This window comes from Marinobacter sp. M3C, assembly GCF_023311895.1.
In the GTDB taxonomy this organism is placed as follows: Bacteria; Pseudomonadota; Gammaproteobacteria; order Pseudomonadales; family Oleiphilaceae; genus Marinobacter.
In genome coordinates this window covers 3,016,824-3,035,823 of the sequence record NZ_CP092284.1, presented here as the reverse complement: position 1 = coordinate 3,035,823, position 19,000 = coordinate 3,016,824, and the positions used below count along the sequence as shown (strand labels likewise).

Here is a 19,000-nt window from a genome sequence, read left to right as displayed (position 1 = left end):
CTGGGGCGTGGCTAAGGTGTGGCTTGAATCAAGTTAGGCCTGTTCCAGTTCAATACGCAGCGGATCGGGCCCGCGTAGCTTTATGCGCTGATTGGTCTCGAGCGTTAGCGCAAGACCACGCACATCGGGCTGCACCGGCAGTTCACGGGCGCCCAAATCAACCAGCGTGGCCAATATAATACTGGCCGGGCGCCCATAATCGAAGATTTCATTCATCGCAGCACGAATCGTACGGCCGCTCATGATCACGTCGTCTATAAGCACGACGTCCCGATCGGCGGTATCAAACGGTAAGCTCGACGGCTTTACCTTGGGGTTCAGGCCAATGCGACTGAAATCGTCGCGGTAAAATGAAATATCCAGCTCACCAAACGGTTCCTGCAATTGCAGGCGCCGGGCCAACTCGGCGGCTAGCCACACACCACCGGTTCGAATTCCGATAAGTGCCGGTGAACTTACGCCACGCTCCTGCAACAACTGGCGCAGACCGGCTTCCATTTTGTCCAGTAGTGGCTCTATATCAAGTTGTCCGTTCATAAATCCTCGTCGCAGTGCCGGGCAGGCACTGTGGTTAACATTCGTTACGTCATCATCGCTTATCCGATGAGTGCTATTGATTGAACCAGGTGTCAAGGATCAGTACGGCGGCGCGATCATCTATACCGTGGCGCTTATAATCTCGGCTGCCACCGGCGGCCATCACGTCGCCTTTGGCCTGGTAGCTGGTCAGGCGCTCATCCACCATTTCCACGGCCACGTGAAAGCGCCCGTGCAGGCGTTTGCCAAATTTACGGGCGCGAGCGCACATCTCGTTTTCGCTGTCGTCCATATTGAGCGGCAGGCCTACCACTACCAAGTCAGGGCGCCATTCGTGCAGCAGTTTTTCCAACAAGGCCCAGTCCGGCGTACCATCACGGGCCGCAATCATAGTCAGTGGCTCGCCGCGGCCGAGCATTTCCTGGCCCACGGCAACGCCAATACGGCGGGTGCCAAAATCAAACGCCATAACACGGCGCTGGCCGACTTCATGCATGGCCTATGGTCTCGCTAAGCTGGTTAATGTCGATGCCCATACTGGCCAAAACCGCCTGATAGCGACGGTTCCAGGGCGTACGAAACAATAGGTCCGGGCTCGCCGGACAGGTCAGCCAGGCATTGCCGCCCAACTCCGCTTCCAACTGACCGTCACCCCAACCGGCGTAACCCAAGGCCACCAGAAATTCATCCGGCCCCTTGGCAGCGCCAATGTCGGCCAATATGTCGCGCGAGGTGGTCAGCCAGATGTCGGCGGTCACTTCCGCGGTGTGCTGCCAGCGCTGCCCTGGGTTGTGCAGTACAAAACCGCGCTCGGTCTGCACCGGGCCACCGGCAAACACCGGCAAATCCAGTTCGCCGCCGTGCATGTCGAGCTGTTCAAGGATTTCTCCCAAGTGTATGTCCAACGGCTGGTTCACGGTCAAACCCAACGCGCCCTCGGCGGAATGGTCACATACATAGATCACCGCGCCGTGAAAACGCGGATCGCCCATCCACGGTGACGCCACCAAAAAATGATTGCGGAAATTGTCCGTTGTATTGGCAGTATCGCTCATCCGGATGTCAGCCCCCGCTGCTGGAATGACCAGGTACGTATGATTTCAAGTTCATCAACATTGCGGCTCATTTCCTCGGGGAATGGCGGATAAGGCCCCGCAAACCTCACAATGCGAATGGCCGCGTCGTCCAGTAAAGTGCTCCCGGACGAATGCACCACCAGAACTTCTTTCAGGCTGCCATCTTTGCGCAGTGTGACTAGCAAGCGCAAGTCGCCATAAAGACCGCTGTTCCGGGCTTCGGCGGGATAATTCATGTTACCCACTCTGGTAACCTTGCTGACCCAGTTCTGAACATACCAGGCGTTGCTAGACTGAAGCGTTGAAGCCGCGGTTACCCGCAGCACACGGGGCTTGCGTGAATAGGCTTGTTGCTGGGCATCCAGCCGGGCTTCCAGACTGGCAATTTCAAGGCTGCGCTGAAGCAGATTTGGCCTTGATTTTATTGGCAGCTCTTTCACTTCTTCGGCGCGAATTTCTGGCTTGGCAACCTGCCTTGTACTGGGCGCCTTGGTACTCACCACCGCTTGCTGTTGCACCGGCTGAGGTTCGGGCTGCGCCTGAGGCTCAGGTTGAACCTGCGCCACTTCGGTCTGGTTCAGCTCCACCGGCTGCGGGCTGGTCAATTCTTTCGCCTGTTCCTCGGTGCCACTGCCCTGCTGACTGGTGGGCGCCAGAAAATCCGCTTTTTCCGGCGCTTTTTCATCAGTGAAACGCGACAGGGTAATTTCCATGGTTTGCGCCGATGGCGGCGGCGTCTCGGGCGCGAAAGTAATGCCCAGCACAATCACCCCGTGAATCGCCAAAGCCACAAACAGGGTGAACGAAAACCGGTCAACATCGCTTACCTGAACTGCCATTCCCGTTGCTCTTGAGCCATCAAATTAATACCGCTTGAAACGATCAGCGCTGCTGCAACCTTTTGGCAATGGCATCCATCAACAACGCGCTGATATCAATGCCAAAGGCGGCGTCCAGTTCGCGGATACAGGTGGGGCTGGTTACGTTGATTTCGGTCAGGTAATCGCCAATCACGTCCAAACCCACAAACATCAGGCCCTTGGCTTTTATCACCGGCGCCACCCGGGCACATATCTCGCGATCGCGGTCGGTCAGTTCGCGGCCTTCACCGCGGCCGCCGGCCGCCAGATTGCCGCGATTTTCACCGGCGGAGGGTATGCGCGCCAATGCGTAAGGTACGGGCTCACCTTCAATCATAAGAATGCGTTTGTCGCCCTGTGTGATTGCGGGCACAAACTTCTGCGCCATTGCCTGCCGGGTGCCGTGTTCAGTGAGGGTTTCAATGATCACACCCAGGTTGCCGTCATTTTCTTTAATACGAAATATAGAACTGCCGCCCATACCATCGATTGGCTTCATGATGATATCTTTGTGCTCGGCGTAAAACGCCCGTAAGCGCGCTGAAGAACACGTGACAATAAGCGGCGGCGTCAGATCTTCAAACTGGGTAGCAAACAGCTTTTCGTTGCAGTCGCGCAGCATGGCCGGCGGGTTCACCACCAGCGCGCCCTGCTCTTCAGCGGCGCTTAAAATATAGGTCGCCATCAGAAATTCACGATCGACCGGGGGGTCTTGGCGCATCAGAATAACGTCCAGATCACCCAGGGCAATATCGTCTTCCGATTCAAAGCTGTACCAGTCGCTTGGGTCCATCCGCACAGTCAGGTTGCGGCTGCGGGCCCGAGCCTGGCCACCATTCAGGTACATGTCCTCCGGTTCCATATAAACCAACTGCCAGCCACGTTGTTGGGCGGCCCATAGCATGGCCAGCGAACTGTCTTTTTTGAACTGGATCCTGTCAATGGGATCCATCACGATACCGAGTCGGACTGTCATAACGTCTCTTTCTATTGTCGGGGGTTTAAAATTACGAACCGGTTTGCACAGCAGGCCTTTCACATAGTGCTATGCTGAGGATTCAGATGGTATTGTACTCGAGCCGTGAATGCATCTGCAGAAATCCTCAGCCCATAACGTGATGGGGCTGGCAAAAGTACATTTATTGACGAACAAGTACTGTCTATTCGGGCACCTATACTTTATAAAGGAGCGGAGTTCATAGGACAACATTGTTGTTTGTGCTAGAACCCCGGTTTGCTAACAATACAGTCGCTGAGCGCAAGGCAGTTGGACAATGGACGACAACTTCGGGAACTTGAAAGTCATGGTAATCGACGACAGCAAAACGATTCGTCGCACTGCCGAAACCCTTTTAAAAAAAGTGGGTTGTGATGTCATAACTGCGACTGACGGTTTCGATGCGCTGGCCAAAATTGCCGACTCCAAACCCGACATTATTTTTGTTGATATCATGATGCCGCGGCTAGACGGTTATCAGACCTGCGCCCTTATCAAGAACAACTCCACCTTCAAGAAAACGCCGGTCATCATGCTGTCCAGTAAAGATGGCCTGTTTGACAAGGCAAAAGGCCGTATTGTGGGTTCCGATCAGTATCTGACCAAGCCATTCAGCAAAGACGAACTGCTTAATACCATTCGTCATTTCGTGCCACAGGCGCAGCACTAACTCTGACATTTCCGGAACTCATTGGGGACACCATGGCTCGCATTCTTATTGTTGACGACTCGCCCACCGAGGTGAAGAAAATCACCACCATATTGCAAAAGCACCAGCACGAAGTACTGACCGCAGACAACGGCGCCGATGGGGTGGCCAAAGCTCGATCGGAAACCCCCGATCTGGTGCTGATGGATGTCGTTATGCCCGGTTTGAACGGTTTTCAGGCCACCCGCCAACTAACCCGCGCACCGGAAACTGCATCAATTCCGGTTATTATTGTGACCACAAAAGATCAGGAAACAGATCGGGTTTGGGGTACCCGCCAGGGCGCCAAAGGTTATCTGGTAAAACCGGTTAACGAGAGCGATCTGATTCAGGTCATCAATAGCCTGATTGGCTGATCTTCAAACACGGAGTACGTATGTCTGCGCAGGCTGCCCCCTTTGCTGTTCTGACGAACATAGCCCTGCGCAGCCGGCAATTGTCAGCAGGTCTTCCAGAGCAGGAAAAAGCTGCGGAACAATGGAATGGAATCGGTTTTGTGCTGGCCGGTGAACACTATGTTGCGCCTATGGGCGAGGTTACCGAAATACTGCATGTCCCCCGTTTTACCCAGATACCAGGCGTACGCTCTTTTTTAATGGGCGCGGCCAACGTGCGCGGCCGATTATTGCCCCTGGTGGATCTTGACGCCTTTTTTGAACTGCCCCGCTCAACCACCAGAACCCTCCGCCAGCGAAGGGTTCTGGTGGTTGAAAAAGACGACCTGTTTAGCGGCTTGGTTGTCGACTCGGTTCTGGGCATGCAGTATTTCGGTGCAGAGAATTTCACATCAGATACCAGCGGTGTCCCTGAACGTATTCAACCCTTTGTTGCCGGCGGCTATACGCGCAACGGGGAAACCTGGAATGTGTTCTCGGCCACCGAACTGCTTGGCGACGAACGCTTTCTAGACGTTGCACAGCGGTAATTGCAACGCAGTGGTTGGGCCACCAACCCACGACCGTACCCATTTCAATAAAACAGACTTGTCCATTTCAGAATAAAGGCCGGGAGCCAGAAGATGAAAAACAGAGCCGGAAAACTCGGTAGCAGACAAGGTGGCAACAAACTGATTGCCGGGCTGATTACCGTGCTGATTGCACTCACCGCACTACTGGTTGTGGTGCTGTTCATGGTTAACCGTGACAGCCAGCACGATCGCGAATACACGAACACCACCGCCGAGCTGAGAGTGCTGTCGCAGCAGATCGCCAAAAACGGCACCGAGGCCGCCAATGGTAACGCCAGCGCGTTTGACCAGCTGAGCAACACTCGCGACAGCTTCCGCCAGCTCTGGAGCAATCTGACCAAGGGCAACTCGCAAACCGGCCTGCCCGCCAGTGACACCGCAGCGGCCAGCCAGGTGCAGCAGCACTGGGATTCGGTGCGCGAAAACGCCGACATTATTCTGGCCACCCGCGACTCGGTCATGAACATGCGGGAGGTGACCAACACTCTCAATGAAATCATCCCGCAGATGCAGGTTGAATACGAAGACGTCTCTATGGTTCTTCAGAACAGCGGTGCCCCGGAAGCCCAAATTGCTCTGGCGCGACGTCAGTCGTTGCTGGCTGAACGTATGTTCCGTTCAGTGAACAATGTACTCTCCGGTGACGAAGATGCGGTGACCGCCGCCGACCGTTTTTTGACCGACGCCACCCAATTTGGCCGCGTACTGAACGGCCAGCTTGACGGCAACAACGCGCTGGCCATCACTCGCGTTGCCAACGAAGATGCACTTTACGGGCTCGAGGCGGTCGCCGAGCTGTTCGGGTTCATTGCCAGTAACGCCGATGCGGTATTGCAGGCGTCTCCCGATCTGTTCAAAGTTTCCAACGCCGCTAACGACATCTTCGAAAACTCAGAAATTTTGCTCGGAAAATTGTCCGAACTGGCCACAGAGCTGCGTGATCTTTCGGCCGCGCGAGTCATCAGTCCTACTCTTGCCTTTGGGCTACTGGCCGCCGTGATTGCTATCGTCGTGCTCATTGGTTTGGCGGTTTATCGCGAATCCCAAACCCGCCTGACCAAAACCCAGGCACAAAATGAACAGAATCAGAACGCTATTTTGCGTCTGCTGGACGAACTGGCCGACCTGGCCGACGGTGACCTGACCGCAGAAGCATCGGTGACCGAAGACTTTACCGGCGCCATCGCCGACTCCATCAACTACGCCATCGACCAGATGCGCGGACTGGTGCAAGCAATCCGTGGTACCGCCGTACGAGTTGCTACAGCGGCTCAGGAAAGCCAGTCGACTGCTATGCAGCTGGCAGACGCGTCCGAGCACCAGGCCCAGGAAATTGCCGGCGCCTCGGCAGCGGTTAACGAAATGGCGATTTCTATTGATCAGGTATCGTCGAACGCCGCGGAATCGTCTGCAGTAGCAGAACGCTCGGTTGCCATCGCCAAGAAAGGCACAGACGTGGTGCAGAACACCATCCGCGGCATGGACAATATCCGCGAGCAAATTCAGGAAACCTCCAAACGCATCAAGCGCCTGGGTGAATCGTCCCAGGAAATCGGCGACATCGTATCGCTGATCAACGACATTGCCGACCAGACCAACATTCTGTCGCTGAACGCCGCTATTCAGGCCTCCATGGCGGGTGATGCCGGCCGCGGCTTTGCCGTAGTTGCCGACGAAGTACAACGGCTGGCAGAAAGGTCTTCTGCCGCCACCAAGCAAATCGAAGCTTTGGTAAAAACCATCCAGGCAGATACCAACGAAGCCGTTATCTCGATGGAGCACACCACTGCCGAAGTGGTCCGCGGTGCCCGCCTGGCGCAAGACGCAGGTGTTGCACTGGAAGAAATTGAAAACGTTTCCACGAATCTGGCTGAACTGATTCAGAGCATTTCCAACGCGGCTCGCCAGCAATCTTCTTCGGCTTCGCACATTTCCAATACTATGAACGTCATTCAGGAAATCACCTCACAGACTTCATCGGGCACCAACGCTACTGCTTACTCAATCGGTAATCTGGCAGACATGGCCTTCGAGCTGCGTTCGTCGGTAGCAGGTTTCAAACTTCCAGACGAGGACGAAGTAACAGACACCAACAGCAAGGTTCCGTTGGTAAGCTGAGTCTGAATCAGAAGTAGGGATCCGCAAAGACCAAAGCTCCAGGAAACTAAAAAGCAGCGGGCAACGACGAATAACCGGAGAGGTTATGGGCAATAACCATGACAGTATCGCCCTCGACTGGGTTCGGGGTGAAATACAGAGTACGCTGACTCAGGGCCAGCAGGCTCTGGAAAGTTATGTGGACAACCGTAAAGACACGGCCCGCCTACGCTTTTGCCTGAACTATCTCCACCAGGTGCACGGCACACTGCAAATGGTTGAGCTCTACGGTGCATCGCTACTCACCGAAGAGATGGAAAAACTCACCCAGGCCATTCTGGGCAACCAGGTTGACAGCGAAAACGAAGCCGTTGAAGTGCTGATGCAGGCCATTCTGCAGTTGCCACAATACCTCGACCATATTGACAGAAGCAGTGATGATTTCCCGCTGGTGCTACTACCGCTAATGAATGATCTGCGCGCCGCACGCGGCGAAGCATTGTTATCTGACACCTCTTTGTTCAAGCCCGATATGTCGCCGGCGCGCACCAGCGGTGAAATAAAAGACGACCGACTGCAAGAACCAAAAGTGCGCAACCATGTGCGCAAACTGCGGCAAATGTATCAGTTCGCGCTAGCTGGAGTGGTGCGGGAAGCTGATCTGGACTCCAACTTTGATTACATGCAAAAAGTGATCAGACGCTTGGTTCGGCTGTGTCAGAAAACGCCGCGGGGTGAGTTGTGGAAAGCTGCCGCTGGTTTTGTCGAAACACTTCAGCTTAAAGCCAACCCGGTTAACGCGGCGGTAAAGTCGCTGCTGCGGGAGCTGGATAGCGAAATTCGCCAACTAACAGACAATCCCGGCACGGCCCTGGCACAACCGGCGCCAGAGGCTCTGTTCAAAAATCTACTGTATTATGTAGCCCGCGCCCGCGAACTCGATTCGCCGCGCATAGAAGCACTGCGCACTGATTACCAGCTAGCCCAGGCATTACCTTCTGACGATGATGTAGATGCAGCGCGTTCACGGGTCAGCGGCCCTAACCGCGATGCCATCCATTCTGTTGTGCACGCCCTCAACGAAGAACTCGCCAAGCTCAAAGACTCGCTGGACCTGTTCGTCCGCGCCGACCTGCGCAGCAACGATGAACTGGAAGACCTGCTGCCAGGTTTGCAGCAGGTAGCCAACACTCTTGCAGTTATTGGTCTGGGCGTGCCGCGTAAAGTGGTTAATGAACAGATTGATCTGGTGGCCCAGCTGGTCCGTCAGGATGAGCGTGTGTCCGATAACACGCTGATGGACATCGCCGGCGCCCTGCTCTATGTGGAAGCCAGTCTGGCTAATCTGGGCCAGGACAGCCAGCATGAAGACACCCACCAGCGCGACCTGCTGAACCCCGGTTCGCGGGAGCTGGGGGATGCCAACGGTGCACTGTTAAAGGAGTCCCGCAACACTCTGGAACAGGCCAAATCGGCCGTCGTCAACTTTATTGCCTCACAGTGGGATACCCGTGAGATTGAACATCTGCCGGCGCTGCTGCACAGCATCTGTGGTGGCCTGAGGTTGATTCCGCTTGAGCGTGCCAGCGAGTTGCTGGAAGCCATGGAACGCTACATCAACGACGTGCTGCTGAGCGGTCGCGAGGTGCCCAACTGGCAGGAACTGGATACCCTGGCCGATGCTGTTACCAGCATCGAGTATTATCTGGAACGCTTGAATGACGGAATCCGTGACAACGACAGCGTGTTGCGGGTGGCGGAAAGCAGTCTTGAAAGCTTGGGCTTCCCTGCAGGCAAGGCGTCTACCTGGCGCCCCAGAGCTGACATCAACGAAGCCGACATCCCCCTGGTGGACACGCCATTGCTGGAGGCACCCCTGCTAGACGCCGTATCAGCGCCCATCTTAGACACGGGCGTACCCCCAGACGAATTGTTGGATGACGAAATTGTTGGTATTTTTATCGAGGAAGCCGAAGAAGTTCTGGCGACCATCCACGAATACTATCCGCGCTTACAGCGCAACCACGACGACCGTGCAGCGCTGGCCGAAATGCGCCGCGCCTATCACACATTCAAAGGCAGCGGCCGCCTGGTGGGCGCCAGCAGCCTGAGCGAACTGGCTTGGGCGGTTGAGAACCTGCTGAACAAACTGATTGATCAAACCGTCAAACCCAACGATGACGTGTTTTCTTTGGTCACAGACGCCAACGCGCATCTGCCGCAACTGATCAATGAGTTCCGCGCCGGCAACCCGGAGGGCGATGTCGGCAGCCTGGTTGCTCGCGCCGAAGCCATCACGACCACCCGCCGCGCAGACACCGCAGATACCGATACCGCTATCAGTGCGCCAGTCAGCGCCGCAGACCGCACCGACAACCCGCAAAGCGAGTTGATTGACGACGAAATCCTGGAAGTTTTCATCGAAGAGGCCGGTGAAGTATTAGCCAGTATTGATGAATACATGCCTATGTTGTTGCGGCACTATGGCGATCGCAGCGCTTTGGGTGAAGTGCGCCGCGCCTTCCACACCCTGAAAGGCAGCGGCCGCATGGTCGGCGCCGACGTAATTGGTGAATTGGCATGGTCTGTGGAAAATCTGCTGAACCGGGTGCTTGACGGCAGCCGCAGCATGAGCGACGCCGTTACCGCGCTGGTTAGCGATGTTATCGCGATTTTGCCGGCGTTAGTCTGTGATTTTGAACAACACCGCACCGCAACCGTTAACACCCATGAAGCACAAGCCCGCGCCCATGCTCTGGCCGACGGCAAAGACGTGCCGGCTGCCACTGGTGCCGTTGCCGCAAGCGAAACCGCCACGGGCGATGTTCTGCAGCCGCCCGAGCCAGGGCAAGAGTCAGACGACGAGCCAGACGTAGATCAGCTTCTGCTGGATATTTTCGAGAGCGAGGCCCGGTCTCACCTAAAAACGGTGGAAGCCTATATTGCCAGTGCCGCAGACAAACAAACCACGGCCTATACCGACGAACTAACACGGGCACTGCATACTCTTAAAGGCAGCGCTCACACCACCGGCATAACGCCCATTGCCGATTTGGTTACCCCCCTTGAGCGCTTTGTGAAAGACGCCCGCACTGAAAACAAACGGTGCGACAGCGGTGCTATCTCCTTGCTAGAGCAAGGCGTGTCATTGTTAAACCAAGGCCTGTTGCAACTTCACAGTCAGCCACTGGCAGAATTGCCGGGCAGCCGCGAGTTTCTGGAGCAACTGGCACAGCTAGCTCGGGCGACCTTAACGGGCGCCAGCTACGACGGTACCCAGCCATCGTCGGCCAATAGCCGTTCCGCTTTGCTAGAACTCTTTCTTAGCGACGACATCAACATCGTGCTTAACGCCAGCACCATACTGGACACCTGGATTGCCAACCCCGCTAATGGCCAGGCCCTTGAACAGCTGCGTCACGAACTGACGCTGCTGACTGCGGCTACCGAAATTGCCGGCTTGGACGACATAGCCACGTTGTCGGCGGCGCTGCAAAGCAGCTACAGCGTTCTGGCTGACAGCGACCTCGAACCAAAACCCGAACTTCAGGCCTGCCTGCACCTGGCTCATGAGCAGTTGATCAACATGATGGACCAGGCCGCCGCCGGGCTGACCATCGACAGCGCAGATCCGCTGCGCCAGCAAATCATGGATCTTACCGATGATGTTCTGGCCAGCGACGCCTTCCTTGCCGAGTTTCAGGAAGACGAAGACCTAAACCCAAACATAGACCACGAACCGGCAGCCGCTGAGACAGCATTTGAAGCACCCGCGCCTGCCTATGTGGCGGATGCGGAAGACGACATAGATCACGAAGTGCTGGAGATTTTCCAGGAAGAAGCCCGCGAGTTGATCGACAGCACCGCCGACGCACTTCAGCGCTTCAGTCAGGACATCAGCAATCACGATTTACTGCGATTGCTGCAACGGGACCTGCACACCCTCAAAGGCGGTGCACGTCTGAGCAAAGTGGGCAGTATTGGTGATCTGGCCCACGAACTGGAAACCCTGTTCGAAGGCCTGGTTCAGCAACAACTGGCAATGTCGCCGGTTCTGTCTGACCTGCTGTTCAGCTGTCACGACCGTCTGGCCAGCATGGTAGAAACGCTGGAAAATGGCGACAGTCCGCGCTCAGCGCCCGACCTGATCGCAGAAATACAACATTATTCCAGCAACGCTACAAGCGCCGGCGCCGATCATTCCTCGGTTGCTCTGCAACCGGAACCAAGCCCAGACGCACACGACACCAACCGCGTAACCACCGACCCGGAACTGATGGGCATCTTCCTGGAAGAAGCCTATGACCTGATCAACGCCACCGGCAGCGCACTGCACAGCTGGAGTGAGAATCCCGAAAACAGTATGCTTGCCGCCGAATTGCAGCGCGACGTGCACACACTGAAAGGCGGCGCACGAATGGCGGGCGCAGACGCCATGGGTGATCTGGCACACGCTCTGGAGGATTTGTTCGAGCTGATTACGCGGGGCGAACTGAGGCCCGGGCCAGAGTTGTACGAACCTCTGTTTGCCTGTCACGACCGTCTGGCCGCCATGGTAGAACAAATTGCCACCGGCAAAGCCTGCCCACCAGCTCAGGAGCTGATCGCGCAGGTGCACCAGCTGCATCCGCCGCAACAGACCGAGTCTTCAGTGCTGGCTCAAAAGCCTGCGAAAGTGGAACAGGAAGAAGAGCAGGACCCAGAGCCGAAGGCCGTACAGAAAACGCCAGCGCCGACAACAGAACAGCAGCAGACGCCCATTGTTGCAGTGCCCAAGCCAAGGCCGAAGCGCGCGCAAAGCCGCAAGACCCTGCGCACCACGCAAGAAACCATTCGGGTGTCGGCACCGCTGCTTGACGACCTGGTCAATCTGGCGGGCGAGACCAGTATTGCCCGCGGCCGCCTGGAACAGCAAACCAGCGACTTTAGCCACACTCTGGAAGAGATGGCCGCCACAATTGAACGCTTGCGTGAACAGCTGCGGCGCATGGATATCGAAACCGAAACCCAGATTCTGTTCCGCGCCGAAAAAGAGCTCGGGCCCGATTACGATGAAGACTTCGACCCACTGGAAATGGACCGTTATTCGTCTATACAGCAGCTATCGCGGGCTCTGTCGGAATCGTCTTCCGACCTGATTGATCTGCGCCAGACCTTGGCCGACCGGATTCGCGACACCAAAACCCTGCTGGTGCAGCAGTCACGTATCAATACGGAACTGCAAGAAGGTCTGATGAAGACCCGCATGATTCCGTTCGCCTCAGTGGTGCCGCGCTTACGCCGTATTGTGCGCCAAATCAGCGCTGAGCTAGACAAGAAAGCCAATTTTGAGGTGTACAACGCCGAAGGCGAAATGGACCGCAACGTACTGGAACGGATGATTGCGCCTCTGGAGCACATGCTGCGTAACGCGCTGGGCCATGGCGTTGAGGCGCCCGAAGAGCGTCTGGCCGCAGGCAAAGCAGAAACAGGGGAAATCAGCCTGTCGCTGCAACGCGAAGGCGGCGACGTTGTTCTGCGCATGCGGGATGATGGTGCCGGCATTTCTACCGAGCAGGTACGCAGCAAAGCCATCAGTCAGGGCCTGGTCGGCCCAAATGATGTGTTGACCGAGCGCGAGATTCTGCAGCTGATCATGACACCGGGGTTTTCCACCGCCAAGGAGATTACCCAGGTATCCGGCCGAGGCGTTGGCATGGACGTGGTAGCGTCAGAAATCAAACAGTTGGGTGGCAGTCTCGACATTCATTCCGGCGCCGGCCACGGCACCACATTTACCGTTCGGCTACCGTTTACCGTATCGGTTAACCGCGCCTTGATGGTCACCAGCGGCGACAATTTTTACGCCATACCGCTGAACACCATTGAAGGCATAGTGCGGGTGAGCACCTACGAGCTGGAAGAATATTACAAACCCGAAGCGCCGCTGTACGAGTACGCCGGTCAGGAGTATCGACTGCAATATCTGGGCAATCTGCTGAACAGCGAACACCAGCCCAAGCTTCAGGGCCAGGCACTGCCACTGCCGGTTATTTTGGTGCGCGGCGCAGAGCAACCTATGGCCCTGCAGGTAGACAGCCTGGTGGGCAGCCGCGAAATCGTGGTGAAATCTCTCGGGCCTCAGTTCAACTCTGTGCGTGGCGTATCCGGCGGCACCATTCTGGGTGACGGAAATGTGGTGGTCATTCTTGATCTGCCAGCAATGATCCGCTCCGACATACTGTCAGAGCAACAGCACGCCAGCGACAAAGCGAACCAGCCGCGCCAGAAACCGCGACTTCACCAGCGCGCCACCCTGGTAATGGTGGTCGATGATTCCGTAACCGTGCGTAAAGTGACGTCGCGCCTGCTTGAGCGCAACGGTATGGAAGTGATTACCGCCAAAGATGGTTTGGATGCCGTAGCCCAGCTGCAGGATTACCAGCCTGATATCATCCTGCTGGACATTGAAATGCCGCGCATGGATGGCTTTGAAGTCGCCGGCTTTGTTCGCCACGACGACGCTCTGCGAAATACACCCATTTGCATGATTACCTCCCGTACCGGAGAGAAACATCGTGAGCGTGCATTAGCCATTGGCGTTAACGAATATCTGGGTAAGCCGTTCCAGGAAACAACTCTGCTAGAAACCATTCGCAGGCTGACAGGTAACTTATGAGCGATAACAACCAGACCCTGGCCTGCGTCATGATTCCGATGATCGGCCGTCAGCTGTTACTGCCCAACGTATCGCTGGCAGAAGTGGTGGACTACAGCCCAGACATCAACTCAAGCGCCGACGCACCCGCCTGGCTGGCCGGCTATCTGGACTGGCGCGGGCTAAGACTGCCGATTATATCCTACGACGCCGCCAGCGGCGGCCAATTGGCACAACCGAATAGTCGCCGCGGCCGGGTGGTTATTCTTAACAGCATCGTCGAAGAACACCGCGAACAGCCCTTTATTGCCCTGATGACTCAGGGCATACCCAGCCAGAATCGTATTAATCAAAGCCAGATTCAGCGCCTGGACAGTCCAACCGGCGTCGCCGACCTGATGGAAGTTGAAGTAGACGGCGAGCGCGCCTGGATTCCCAATCTGGAGTATCTGGAAAGCCTGGCGCAGCAATTACGCTGAGGCCTCACCCAACGATGCGGAAACCCTGGCAGCACCGATGGCAACTGTTATAATGTTTCAAATCTCATCGGATACTTGCCATGCCCGCCCGCGCTTTACCCTATCGCCCCCATAATCATGATCTTTGCGTTGATCAGGCCCTGGCTCAGGCTAGGGATACTTGCCGGCGTAACGAAGCGCGGCTAACCCCCATCAGGGAAAGAGTGCTGGAGCTGATTTGGCAGTCCCACAAACCATTGGGCGCTTACGATGTGCTGGCTCAGCTAAGCGCCGATGGCCACAAGGCTGCGCCGCCAACGGTATATCGCGCCCTCGATTTTTTACAGCAACACGGCCTGGTACACCGTATTGCGTCGCTTAACGCGTTTACCGGTTGCGACCACCCGGGCCAGAACCACTGCGGCACCTTTCTGATCTGCCGCAGCTGTGGCAACGTGCTGGAGTTAGCCGCCCCGAATATAACCGCTGCTATCAACCAAGCTGCCACCGCCGAAACGTTTCAGGTAGAACAGATTACTTTGGAAATTGCCGGCTTGTGCCCACGTTGTCAGAGCGACAGCACTGATCAGCCGACGCCATCATGAGCGAAGTTTTGGCAGAACTGAGCAAGGTATCGGTGACGCTCAATGACCGATTGATTGTTGATCAGGTGTCTTTGAGTATAAAGCGCGGCGATATCATCACCATTATCGGTCCCAACGGAGCCGGCAAAACCACCCTGATCAAAACCATTCTGGGCATCCAGAAAGCCACGTCTGGCTCGATTAGCCTGCAATCGGGTTTGGTGATCGGTTATGTGCCACAAACCCTGAACCTTGAAACCACGTTGCCGCTGAGTGTAGAGCGCTTTATGGCGCTGAGCGGCTGCGACCGCAAAGGTTGTCAACAAGCGCTAGCGCGTACCGGAGTGGCTCACCTTTCGGCAGCCTCGGTGCATCACCTATCTGGCGGCGAGAAACAGCGCTTGCTGCTGGCACGGGCGCTGGCACGCCAGCCCGGCCTGCTAGTACTGGATGAGCCCGCCCAAGGGGTCGACATCAACGGCCAGGCCGCACTTTATGACCTGGTGCGCCAACTCCGAGACGAGCTCAACTGCGGCGTTATCATGATCTCACACGACCTGCATCTGGTTATGGCCGCGACCGACAAGGTTATCTGCCTGAACCAGCACGTGTGTTGCAGCGGTTTTCCGGAAGACATCTCCCACGACCCAGCTTTTATTGAAACCTTCGGCACCGCCGTTGCTGAGTCACTGGCGGTATACCATCACCATCATAATCACCGCCATGACTTGCACGGCAACGTCATTGGCGCCGGCACCGCTGTCAGCGACGGAGCTCTCAGTGATGGCACTCTTAGTAATGGCGCTCTCGGCGAAGAAGCTCTCAACGTCAGTTCATTCAGCGAAGCGAAAGCAGCGCCAACCTGCTCAGGGCACCATCATGATTGACAGCATTCTGGATGATTTTTTCTGGCGTGCGCTGATTGGCGGCCTGGGTGTGGCTCTGGTAGCGGGGCCTCTGGGCTGTTTTGTGGTTTGGCGGCGGCTAGCTTATTTTGGCGATACCCTGGCCCATTCGGCGCTTCTCGGCATTGCCCTGAGTTTTGTGATTCAGGTGCCGATTAATGTCGGGGTGATTATCACTTGCTTGGGGTTGGCTCTGGCGCTGGTGCTGTTTTCCCGCAACAAAACCTTAGCCACCGATACCCTGCTGGGCATCCTGGCCCACAGTGCGCTGGCCATTGGACTGGTCACCCTGAGCTTCATGCCCTCGGTGCGAATGGACTTGACCGGGCTTCTGTTTGGCGATCTGCTGGCCATGAGCCGCGGCGATCTATGGTGGATTTACGGCGGTGCCGCCACCATTTTATGCCTGCTGGCACTGCTATGGCGCGGCTTGCTGATGAGCACCATTCACGAAGAACTGGCGCGGGTTGAAGGGGTACCGGTAGAACGCCTGCGGCTGGCCCTGATTCTGATGTTTGCTATTGTTATTGCAGTGGCCATGAAAATTGTCGGCGTGCTGCTGATTACGGCGCTGCTGATTATTCCCGCCGCCACCGCAAGGCGCCTGGCACGCACACCCGAACAGATGGTGGCCATGGCGATGCTGTTCGGATTTATTGCCGTGACCGGCGGGTTGGCCCTGTCATGGCAACTGGACACCCCGGCGGGACCGTCGGTGGTGGTTACCGCATTCAGCTGTTTTCTGCTGATATCCGCGGTTGGCGGCAAACAACGTGCATAAGTCGCCTTTACAGAAGGATTCTCGCATCCAAACGCAGGGGCTACAGCGGCTGCATCACTGAATCCCACTGGCGCTTTTCCACTAATTCCATGAAGTCATCACCCAGGCGCTCACTCTCGGCAATCGCGCGACGCCAGGCTTTTTCGCGGCCGGCGTCATCGCCCAGGTACTTTTCAAAATCACGACGGTCCGGCAGCTTTCCATTGGGCAAACTCGCCAGATAGTCCGCCGAGGGCGACACCAACAACACATCTTGCACATGTGACGCGTTAGACTTGCGCCAGGGTAAAGGCTTATCAAACCAGCCGGGAATTATCCGGTCGGTAAAGTGTGGATACAGCACAACCCCGGGCTGCTGGTACGGCAAGTCCAGGTGATAATCCAACAATCCACCATCGCGATAAAGTCCCGCTGGCGCTCCGGGTATATTCGCCACGCCCGACATCACCATCGGAATTGAAGCCGAGGCTAGCAGCGCCGGAAGCAGGTTGTCTTGATTCAGAGCAATGGTGTGGCTGGCAAAATCGCGCAGCTCCTCCAAAGGTACCGGTGTGCGACTGTCCTGCACAATGCCCCGCTCCATAACCCGGCCCAGGTACCGACGGCCCAGCATATTGCTGCCAATGGCGTGCAGCAGCCCCAGAGTCAAGCGACCGCGGCTATCGTGCTGCAATAATCCCAAGCTGCGCACCACCATTACGCTGAGTTGGTACTGCGGGTGGTTCAAAATATGCTGTTCTCGCCCACCCAATAACTGTTGCAGAAATTCGAGGCTTTTACGGGTTACCTCGGCGGCGCTGACCCCTTTGGTAAAACGCTGCTGCGTGTATAACTCCGCCAGCAACTCCAACTGAGCAACCGGGTCATCAGACGACGCCACCGCCGCAAAACGCCAACTGCCGATAGACGAACCCACTAACGCTCTGGGTTGCGGCGCACTTGGCAGCCAGTGGCCAAATAAGGTTTTATCCAGACCGCTTAGCCCCAAGGCTTTTGGCCCGCCGGCAGCACCGGGGATCACGTGAACATCCGCGGCATTCAACGGGTTGTCCCGTAACCGCCTCATGGCACGAGTTCCGGCTCGAATGGTTAGCGCCGGTGTGCGAATATGAATCGCGGTCATGATTTTCCCTTAGTAAGAAATGCTGTCGAGAAGGCCGCAACGTGTCACCCTTATTAAGTCTGGCAAAAAGTTGCGCCGGAGAACACATCAACGATTATTCAACAAGGCAGCGTTTTTTCATGGCCAGCCGTGTTAAATTTGGCGTGTTGAGTGATAACAATAACCAGTGTGCCAAGCCGCAACATTGGGCTGACGAAGGGAACTCTCGGTGGCCGTACCTTTTTTTTATCGGAAAAATTTACCAGCAACCCGACTCTGGTGGTGATGGGGTTTCGCCGCCAGTTGGTTTATCACTTGCATTTCTGGGCTTGCCTGGCAGTAGCGCCGCTGATTGTGGTGCAGTGGCTTCATCAGAATTATCTATTGTCCGCCCTACTCTTTCTTTTTTGCGCCAACGCCTTGCTGGTGATTGGCTTTTTGCGCTTCCGCCAACACTACTTCTTGCGGGGCTGGCTGTTCCCGCTGCTGGCGATGGTCTGCGCGGTCTATTCTACCGCCATTAACGGCCATGCCGGGCTTTACTGGGCCTACCCTGCCATTACTGCCGTATTTTTTCTAATGCCTCTGCGGGATGCCGCGCTCAGCAACTTTGTGTTTTTAGCCTTGATGGCGGTCATGGCTTTTTACGTATTTCCCCTGTCAGAGTTCTGGCGCATCAGCACATCGCTAGGGCTGACCTGTCTGTTCGCACTGATTTTTGCCTGGCTGGTGGGGCGCTTACAGCAGGAAATGACAGAACTGGCCACCACCGACCCACTCACCGGCTGCCGGAACCGGGCAACACTGGCTGAAAGCCTAACCAACCAAATCAAGTTGTGCGAACGCTACGACCGGCCATCGTCCATTTTGCTGCTGGACCTGGACCACTTCAAAACCATCAATGACCAGTGGGGTCACCATACCGGTGACATTGTACTCAGAGGCGTAGCACGCCTGCTGAGCAACCGCCTGCGTGACAGCGACCACATATTTCGTATTGGCGGCGAAGAGTTCATGGTGCTGCTACCGGAAACCAGCCTGCACGAAGCCTCAATACTGGCCCGTGAACTGGTAAAGAGTGTGGCCGCCGAACCGTTCCAGACCGACATTCGGACCACCATCAGCGGCGGCCTGACGCAAGCGTGCGCCAGCGAGACGTGGTCAGCTTGGCTGAAGCGGGCAGACCGGGCATTGTATAAAGCAAAAGCCGGCGGCCGTAACCGTGTTGTACAATTGCCCGGAGGCTCGCCGCCAGCCAATACCGGCCTTGAGGGCAACAGCTGAACCACT

The 19,000-nt window shown here is 56.3% G+C and carries 16 protein-coding genes; 10 read left to right on the top strand and 6 right to left on the bottom strand.

All coding sequences use genetic code 11. The features are described 5' to 3' along the window. Positions 1-33 precede the first annotated feature (33 nt). The 5 genes from pyrR to gshB form a co-directional block, all read right to left on the bottom strand. Positions 34-537, bottom strand: coding sequence for a bifunctional pyr operon transcriptional regulator/uracil phosphoribosyltransferase PyrR (pyrR, locus tag MIH18_RS14225; protein WP_249012690.1), 504 nt, complete (start codon positions 535-537; stop codon positions 34-36). A gap of 73 nt (positions 538-610) precedes the next feature. Then, positions 611-1,033 carry a Holliday junction resolvase RuvX gene (gene ruvX, locus MIH18_RS14220; protein WP_249012689.1) on the bottom strand — a complete coding sequence of 141 codons (423 nt, stop codon included), beginning with the start codon at positions 1,031-1,033 and terminating at the stop codon, positions 611-613. Continuing rightward, on the bottom strand, positions 1,026-1,592 hold the full coding sequence (locus MIH18_RS14215; RefSeq protein ID WP_249012688.1) for a YqgE/AlgH family protein: 567 nt from the start codon (positions 1,590-1,592) through the stop codon (positions 1,026-1,028). The genes ruvX and MIH18_RS14215 overlap by 8 nt, the downstream gene beginning before the upstream one ends. Further along, positions 1,589-2,452 carry a TonB family protein gene (locus MIH18_RS14210; RefSeq protein ID WP_249012687.1) on the bottom strand — a complete coding sequence of 288 codons (864 nt, stop codon included), beginning with the start codon at positions 2,450-2,452 and terminating at the stop codon, positions 1,589-1,591. Before MIH18_RS14210 ends, MIH18_RS14215 begins: the two co-directional genes overlap by 4 nt. Positions 2,453-2,495: 43 nt before the next feature. Then, entirely contained in the window at positions 2,496-3,449 is a 954-nt protein-coding gene (gene gshB, locus MIH18_RS14205) for a glutathione synthase (protein WP_249012686.1), read from the bottom strand. A 298-nt stretch (positions 3,450-3,747) separates the two neighbouring features. Here gshB and pilG point away from each other — a divergent pair, with 298 nt between their 5' ends. The 9 genes from pilG to MIH18_RS14160 all read left to right on the top strand — a co-directional run bounded on the left by pilG (position 3,748) and on the right by MIH18_RS14160 (position 16,608). Continuing rightward, the gene (gene pilG, locus MIH18_RS14200) at positions 3,748-4,140 is read left to right on the top strand and encodes a twitching motility response regulator PilG (protein WP_014872951.1); all 393 of its coding nucleotides are present in this window, start codon (positions 3,748-3,750) and stop codon (positions 4,138-4,140) included. A gap of 32 nt (positions 4,141-4,172) precedes the next feature. Further along, on the top strand, positions 4,173-4,535 hold the full coding sequence (pilH, locus tag MIH18_RS14195; protein WP_249012685.1) for a twitching motility response regulator PilH: 363 nt from the start codon (positions 4,173-4,175) through the stop codon (positions 4,533-4,535). A gap of 20 nt (positions 4,536-4,555) precedes the next feature. Beyond that, a complete protein-coding gene (locus MIH18_RS14190; RefSeq protein ID WP_249012684.1) occupies positions 4,556-5,104 on the top strand; it encodes a chemotaxis protein CheW in 549 nt (182 codons plus the stop codon). Positions 5,105-5,197: 93 nt separating this feature from the next. Beyond that, positions 5,198-7,264 carry a methyl-accepting chemotaxis protein gene (locus MIH18_RS14185; protein ID WP_249012683.1) on the top strand — a complete coding sequence of 689 codons (2,067 nt, stop codon included), beginning with the start codon at positions 5,198-5,200 and terminating at the stop codon, positions 7,262-7,264. Between the two features lie 85 nt (positions 7,265-7,349). After that, positions 7,350-13,901: an Hpt domain-containing protein gene (locus MIH18_RS14180; protein WP_249012682.1), complete on the top strand. Its 6,552-nt coding sequence runs from the start codon at positions 7,350-7,352 to the stop codon at positions 13,899-13,901. Beyond that, entirely contained in the window at positions 13,898-14,359 is a 462-nt protein-coding gene (locus MIH18_RS14175; protein WP_249006677.1) for a chemotaxis protein CheW, read from the top strand. The genes MIH18_RS14180 and MIH18_RS14175 overlap by 4 nt, the downstream gene beginning before the upstream one ends. A gap of 80 nt (positions 14,360-14,439) precedes the next feature. Next, on the top strand, positions 14,440-14,943 hold the full coding sequence (locus MIH18_RS14170; protein ID WP_249012681.1) for a Fur family transcriptional regulator: 504 nt from the start codon (positions 14,440-14,442) through the stop codon (positions 14,941-14,943). After that, complete coding sequence (gene znuC, locus MIH18_RS14165) at positions 14,940-15,809, top strand: zinc ABC transporter ATP-binding protein ZnuC (RefSeq protein ID WP_249006679.1); 870 nt, start codon at positions 14,940-14,942, stop codon at positions 15,807-15,809. The genes MIH18_RS14170 and znuC overlap by 4 nt, the downstream gene beginning before the upstream one ends. Then, the gene (locus MIH18_RS14160; protein ID WP_249012680.1) at positions 15,802-16,608 is read left to right on the top strand and encodes an iron chelate uptake ABC transporter family permease subunit; all 807 of its coding nucleotides are present in this window, start codon (positions 15,802-15,804) and stop codon (positions 16,606-16,608) included. The genes znuC and MIH18_RS14160 overlap by 8 nt, the downstream gene beginning before the upstream one ends. Before the next feature lie 40 nt (positions 16,609-16,648). On the opposite strand, the gene MIH18_RS14155 is transcribed toward MIH18_RS14160, so the two are convergent. Then, positions 16,649-17,731 carry a patatin-like phospholipase family protein gene (locus MIH18_RS14155; RefSeq protein WP_249012679.1) on the bottom strand — a complete coding sequence of 361 codons (1,083 nt, stop codon included), beginning with the start codon at positions 17,729-17,731 and terminating at the stop codon, positions 16,649-16,651. 150 nt (positions 17,732-17,881) lie between these two features. On the opposite strand from MIH18_RS14155, the gene MIH18_RS14150 reads away from it, so the two are divergent. Next, positions 17,882-18,994: a GGDEF domain-containing protein gene (locus tag MIH18_RS14150; protein ID WP_249012678.1), complete on the top strand. Its 1,113-nt coding sequence runs from the start codon at positions 17,882-17,884 to the stop codon at positions 18,992-18,994. The last annotated feature ends 6 nt before the right edge of the window (positions 18,995-19,000 follow it).